The sequence below is a fragment of the Bradyrhizobium guangdongense genome (assembly GCF_006483445.1).
GTDB lineage: Bacteria > Pseudomonadota > Alphaproteobacteria > Rhizobiales > Xanthobacteraceae > Bradyrhizobium > Bradyrhizobium guangdongense_A.
The window spans coordinates 21,930-28,371 of record NZ_PPPT01000031.1; the positions used below are offsets into that span (position 1 = coordinate 21,930).

Below are 6,442 nucleotides of genomic sequence, written 5' to 3' on the forward strand. Positions count from 1 at the left end.
CGCGATGTCTCTGCAACCCGAGACGTTCAAGTCGCTGGTCAAGGTGGCCGCCGAGCAGGTCATTTCCTGCGCGCCCGAGCTCACGAGCCTGGATCAGGCGATCGGCGACGGCGACCACGGCATCAACATGAAGCGCGGTTTCGAGGCCGTGCTCGGCAAGCTCGACGCGATCTCGGCGCAGCCGCTCGACGAGGCGCTGAAGACGATCGGCAAGACCCTGGTGATGACGGTCGGCGGCGCCTCCGGCCCGCTCTATGGCAGCTTCTTCCTCGCGGCCGGCGAAGCGCTGTCGCACGACAAGCATCTACCCGACGATCTGGCCGATGTCTTCGGCAGCGGCGTCAATGCGGTCAGTGCGCGCGGCCGCTCGCAGGCCGGCGAGAAGACCATGCTCGACGTGCTCGTTCCCGTTTTGGAGACGCTGAAGACTGCGGCCGGCCAGCCCGACCTGATCGCGCGTGTCCGCACCACGGCAGCCGAAGCCGTCGAGCGTACCGCGCCGATGCAGGCCACCAAGGGCCGCGCATCGTTTCTGGGGGCCCGCAGCGTCGGACATGTCGATCCCGGCGCGCGCTCGAGCTGCGTTCTCGTGCAGGCGGTTTGCGCGAGGCTGGAGGACAGGCAATGACCGAGACCGTGGGTATCGTGATCGTCTCGCACTCGAAGGACATCGCGAAGGGCACCGCCGACATGGTGCGGCAGATGGTCGGCAGCGAGGTCAAGGTCGCGTTTTGCGGCGGCAATCCCGACGGAGGGTTGGGCACCAGCGTTGCCTCGATCATCGACGCCATCAACGACGCCTGGTCCGCCAAGGGCGTTGCGATTCTGGTCGATCTCGGCGGCGCCGAGACCAACAGCGAAATGGCGGTCGAAATGCTGGAGCCGGCCCAGCGCGATCTCGTCGTCGTCTGCAACGCCCCGATCGTCGAGGGCGCGGTGATGGCGGCGACCGAAGCTGCCGGCGGCAGCACATTGGCCCAGGTGCGGGCCGTGGCCGAGGAACTCTCTGCCGACTGACGCGTCGGCGAAGCGATAATGGTGATGAGCATGCTGGACAAGGCGGACGGACATATCTTCAGCGGCAATGTGCGGCTGGTACACGCGGTGGGCATGCATGCGCGGCCGGCCGTCAAGCTGACCAAGCTTGCCAAGAAGTTCCAGGCCCAGATTTCCGTCCGGGTCGAAGGCGCGCCGGACTGGATCAACGCCAAGAGCGTGGCCAAGATCATGGCGATGCGCGCCGCGCACGGCAGCACGATCGAGATCAAGGCGTCCGGCAGTGACGCGGAGGCGGCCGTGGCCGCGCTGGTCAATCTGATCGCAACCGACTTTCCGGACGAGGCGTCATAGCATGCAGGGGAGCGCTGCAGGACTGGCTTATCGCGGCCGAACCGCCTCGATCGGTTTTGCCCATGGCCCCTTCGTCCGTGTCGACGTCGACACCAGGGACGCGCGGGTGGCCGGTACGCTGGTCGAAGAGGCGCTCGCTCTGCGCAATGCCATCGACGTGGCGAGCCGGCAGATCGCCGATCTCGCTGTTATCGCAGGCGGCGAAGCCGCGCAGATCCTCGAATTCCAGGTCGCGCTGCTCGAGGATGAAGATTTCCTCGAGGAGATTTTTGCCGCGATCGGCGATGGCGATGCCGCCGACGTCGCCTGGCGCTCGGCGCTCGATGCCCAGATCGCGGATTACGATTCGGCGGAGGACGAATATCTCAAGGCGCGTTCCTCCGACCTCGCCGACCTCCGCGATCGCGTCATCAACACCTTGCGCGGCGGCGAGGGCGAGGCGCTGACGATTCCGGCCGGCGCCGTGGTCTGCGCCGACGACCTGCCGCCGTCGCGTTTCCTGGAGATCGACTGGACCGCCGGCGGCGGCCTGGCGCTCTTGCGCGGCAGCCCCACCAGCCATGTTGCGATGCTGGCGCGCGCGCGGGGCATCCCCATGGTCGTGCAGCTCGGCGCGGTCCCCGACGTCGGCGCCACCGCGCTGCTCGACGGCGAAGGCGCCATTCTCGAGCTCGATCCCGGCGCCGAGCAGGTCCGCCTGTTCGAGGCGCGGCGCGAAAGCCATCGCAAGAGCCGGGCGTCTGCGCGCGCGATTCTGCGACGGCCGACGGCGTCGTGGCGCGGCGAGCGCATCAAGCTCCTCATCAACATCCAGAGCGTCGACGACCTCGCGCATGCCGACGCGCAATATGCCGATGGCATCGGGTTGATGCGCACCGAATTCCTGCTCGGCGAGCGCGGCGGCGTGCCCGACGAGGAGACGCAATTCCAGGCCTATGACGCGGTCCTGCGCTGGGCCGGGCAGCGCCCGGTCACCATCCGCACCTTCGATGCCGGCGGTGACAAGCCGGTGCCCGGCTTCACGATCGACGGCGAGGCCAATCCCTTCCTCGGCGTGCGCGGCCTGCGGCTGTGCCTGGCGCGGCCTGATGTCTTCACCGTCCAGCTCCGCGCGCTGGCGCGGGCGGCCGTGCGCGGCAATCTCAAGGTCATGTTCCCGATGGTCACCTCGGCCGACGAGCTCGAGGCCGGGCGGAAGCTGTTCGCCGACATTGTGCAGCGCTTGCAGGCCGAGGGCGTTGCCGCGATGCTCCCTGAGCTGGGAATCATGGTCGAAGTCCCCGCGGCGGCCCTGGCGATTGCAACCTTCAAGGCCGCCTTCTTCTCGATCGGCTCGAACGACCTCGCGCAATATGTCTTGGCCTGCGATCGTTCCAACGGAGCTCTCGCCCCCTTGATGGATCCCCTGCATCCGGCCGTGCTCGAGCTGATCGCGCGCACCGCCGACCACGGCCGGCGCGCCGGCCTCAGCGTCAGCCTGTGCGGCGACATGGCAAGCGACCCGCGCTGCCTGCCCGCGCTTCTCAATTGCGGCCTGCGCGAGCTGTCCGTGAATGCGTCCGCGCTCGCACAGATCAAGCAGACCATCGACCGTCTCTCTGGCGGAGGCGGCCTTGGCTGATACGGCGATGGACGAGCCGGCCGAAGCCGGTGCAGTTGCGGTCTACAAGCGCATCTTCAAGGAGGTGCTGGAAAGCCGCCCGTCGGGCATGCGGCTGCGTCTTGCGCATGCCATGGGCAAGAACCGCAGTTTTGTGAGCCAGATCAGCAATCCGGCCTATCCGGTGCCGATCCCGGTGCAGCATCTCAACACGATCTTCGACGTCTGCCATTTTCCGCCGCAGGCCAAATCCGCGTTCCTGCGCGCCTATGCGCGCGCGCATCCGCGCCGCATCGGCCGGCTGACCGAAGGCGCGCATGAGCGGACGCTGACCTTGCACCTGCCCGACCTCGGCGATGCCAAGCGGAACGACGAGCTCGATGCGCTGCTCCAGGAGTTTGCGCGGCGGCTGAGTGCGATCATGCGGGAGAAATAGCGTTTTCGAGCGAAGTGGAAACCGGTTCGCGTGAAGAAAACGCGTCAAAACAAGAAAGCCCGGGGGAAGCGGGGAGGAGACAATGAAAAAATTCATCAATTCGGTCGACAACGTGCTCGCGGAGAGCCTGGACGGGCTCGCGGCTGCGCATGCGGATATTCTCGCGCTCGGCGAGGGACGGAAATTCGTGCGGCGCCGCGAGCTGAACCCGAACAAGGTCGCGCTGGTGTCGGGCGGCGGCAGCGGGCACGAGCCGCTGCATGCAGGTTTTGTCGGCCATGGCATGCTGGACGCTGCCTGTCCCGGCCAGGTCTTCACCTCGCCGACGCCGGACCAGATCGTCGAGGCCGCGCAAGCCGTCGCAGGCGAGGCGGGCGCGCTGTTCATCGTCAAGAACTATGCCGGCGACCGCATGAATTTCGAGATGGCCGCCGAGATCGCCGAGGGCCGCACCGCCACCATCGTGACCGACGACGACGTCGCGGTCGAGAACTCCACCCACAGCATCGGGCGCCGTGGCGTGGCCGGCACCCTGATCGTCGAAAAGATCGTCGGCGCCGCCGCCGAAAAGGGCGCCGACCTCGAGGCTTGCGTCGCGCTCGGCACGCGCGTCAACGCGCGGACCCGCTCGATGGGCGTGGCGCTGACGAGCTGCACCGTTCCTGCCGCGGGCTCTCCGACCTTCAAGCTCGGCGAGGACGAGATGGAGATGGGCGTCGGCATCCACGGCGAGCCCGGCCGCCGCCGCGTCAAGCTGGAGCAGGCCGATGCGATCGCGAACGAGATGATCGCGGCCATCGCCGGCGATCTCGATGCGCGCGCTGGCAGCGAAGCGCTGCTGCTCGTCAACGGTTTCGGCGGCACGCCCACGATCGAGCTCTACCTGATGTACAACGCCGCGCGCCGCATGCTGGAAAAGCGCGGCCTGCGCATCGCCCGTTCGCTGGTCGGCAGCTATGTCACCTCGCTGGAGATGGCCGGCTGCTCGCTCACGGTGAGCCTGCTCGATGCCGAGACCGCTGCGCTTTGGGATGCTCCCGTGCGCACGGCTGCCCTGAGATGGTGATCGCGGCCGTGAGCGGATGCGATCATCGTTGCCGTCCCCGTCGCGTATCGGCCGGGTGACGGTCTACCCCTGCGCCGGGTTCGTCCCGGCCGTTCCTCCCTGAAACTGGCCGTGTCCTCCGGACACGGCATTTTTTTTGCGAGGGCACGAACACCCAGACGTTCAAGAAAATCGCGATTCACTGAACACGTCAAAATACTAAACACAAAGATAAACAAAATGAATTCGATCGAAGTCGTGCAACGTCACGGATATTGTCGTATTTCGTAGGCAATGCAGCATCTCTCCCGCTCGTGCCCCCTTAACGCATATTTTAGTAAATCGCCTCATACTGAACGTATCGATCTCGCAGCACGATTCTCGTCGCGCGTAGAAATTTCAAATTGGATTTTTGCCGATGAAGCGTTTCTCTGCACTGCTTGGTGCCGGCTCGATCACGCTGCGCATCTATCTTGGCTTTGGCACCTTGCTGGTTCTGCTCGCGATGATCGCGGGCTACGGCCGGCTGCAGGTGAACGGCACCGTCGCGCTGTTCGACTCCTATGCAGCGTCCGCCGGCGTGGTCGAGGAGGCGAGTCGCCTGCAGGTGATGGTCGGCGATCTGCAGCGGACTGCTGCGGAATTCGTCAGCGCCGGGTCGCCCGAGAAGAAGTTTGACGTCACGCAGCGGGCGGATGCTGTCAGCAAGCATCTCGAGGCGTTCGCCGCACGGATTTCGGATCCAGCCCAGCAGCAGCACGTCGACGCCATCAGGAAATTGAACAAGGAGGTCGATGAGAGCCTCCTGACCCTCTATGAGCGCGTCACCTTGCGTCAGGAGGTCGAGGACGGTCTCACCTATGACGACCGCGATATCCGCAAAGCCCTGAAGGACCTGATCGGTGGCAGGAGCGATTTTGCCGTCGTGCTCGATCGTTATCTGGGCGCGCGGGCCCTGACCATCCGCTTCGCTTCCAGCGGCAAGGACGAACCGACCTTGCGCGCCGAGCTCGCCAAGGTCGCGGAACTGGCCGCCGGGCTCGCGTCGGAATTGAAGGACAACGACGACCTCAAGGACAGCTTTGACGATTTCACCGGCAGCCTGAAGCGCTATCTGGAGGATCTCGGCCGCCTGTCCAACGCCCTGGGCAAGCGGCAGGAGCTCGCGGCTAGCATCGATCGGCTCAGCGAGAAGATGCGGGCCGAGGCGATCGCGGTGAAACAGGCGGTGGCGGCCGTTCAGGACTTGAGCCGCGTCTCCGTGGCCGAGGCCGCAGCCGGCGCCAGCCGATGGATGCTGATCCTGTCGCTGATCTCGCTTGCCTTTGCCGCGCTGGTCGGCTTCGTGATTGCGCGCAGCATCACGGTGCCGGTGCGCTCGCTCAGCCGCGCCATGCGGCAGCTCGCCGAGGGCGACCTTACGATCGCGGTGCCGGCGCTTCGGCGCCGCGACGAGATCGGGCAGATGGCGGCGACCGTGCAGGTGTTCAAGGAGAATGCAGAGCACATCCGACGCCTTGAGGAGGAGCAGACGGCAAGCGGGCAGCGCGCCGAGGCCGAGAAGCGGGCCTCCCTGATGAAGCTCGCGGACGAATTCGAAAGTGCGGTCGGCACCATCGTTACCGTCGTCTCGGCCTCGTCAGGCCAGCTCGAGGTATCCGCCGGCACGCTGGCAGGCACGGCGGAGCAGGCGCAGGAACTGGCGACGTCGGTGGCATCAGCCTCGGAAGAAGCCTCCGTCAATGTGCAATCGGTGGCCTCGGCCACTGAGGAGCTGTCATGCTCGGTCAAGGAGATCGGCCGTCAGGTCCGGCAATCCGCCCGGATGGCCACCGAGGCGGTCGCGCAGGCCCGGACCACGACGGATAGCGTGAGCGAATTGTCGAAGGCCGCCGCGCGCATCGGCGATGTCGTCGATCTCATCAGCATGATCGCGGGCCAGACCAATCTGCTGGCCCTCAACGCCACCATCGAGGCGGCCCGCGCGGGCGAGGCCGCCTCGATGGTGGCA

7 protein-coding genes are annotated in these 6,442 nt (G+C 66.2%); all 7 read left to right on the forward strand.

The window, feature by feature from the left end; translation table 11 throughout:
- The first annotated feature begins 4 nt into the window (after nt 1-4).
- Nucleotides 5-628, forward strand: coding sequence for a dihydroxyacetone kinase subunit DhaL (dhaL, locus tag C2U70_RS04915; RefSeq protein ID WP_140976739.1), 624 nt, complete (start codon nt 5-7; stop codon nt 626-628).
- Nucleotides 625-1,017 (forward strand): dihydroxyacetone kinase phosphoryl donor subunit DhaM, encoded by a 393-nt coding sequence (gene dhaM / locus C2U70_RS04920; RefSeq protein ID WP_140976740.1) that lies wholly within the window; start codon nt 625-627, stop codon nt 1,015-1,017. Before dhaL ends, dhaM begins: the two co-directional genes overlap by 4 nt.
- 24 nt (nt 1,018-1,041) lie before the next feature.
- Nucleotides 1,042-1,350, forward strand: coding sequence for an HPr family phosphocarrier protein (locus C2U70_RS04925; protein WP_140976741.1), 309 nt, complete (start codon nt 1,042-1,044; stop codon nt 1,348-1,350).
- Between the two features lies 1 nt (nt 1,351).
- A complete protein-coding gene (gene ptsP, locus C2U70_RS04930) occupies nt 1,352-2,971 on the forward strand; it encodes a phosphoenolpyruvate--protein phosphotransferase (RefSeq protein ID WP_140976742.1) in 1,620 nt (539 codons plus the stop codon).
- Nucleotides 2,964-3,386 carry a hypothetical protein gene (locus C2U70_RS04935; protein WP_433960662.1) on the forward strand — a complete coding sequence of 141 codons (423 nt, stop codon included), beginning with the start codon at nt 2,964-2,966 and terminating at the stop codon, nt 3,384-3,386. Before ptsP ends, C2U70_RS04935 begins: the two co-directional genes overlap by 8 nt.
- 82 nt (nt 3,387-3,468) lie before the next feature.
- Nucleotides 3,469-4,452, forward strand: coding sequence for a dihydroxyacetone kinase subunit DhaK (gene dhaK, locus C2U70_RS04940; protein ID WP_140976743.1), 984 nt, complete (start codon nt 3,469-3,471; stop codon nt 4,450-4,452).
- Between the two features lie 397 nt (nt 4,453-4,849).
- The coding region (locus C2U70_RS04945; RefSeq protein WP_140976744.1) for a methyl-accepting chemotaxis protein at nt 4,850-6,442 on the forward strand (1,593 nt) is incomplete at its 3' end.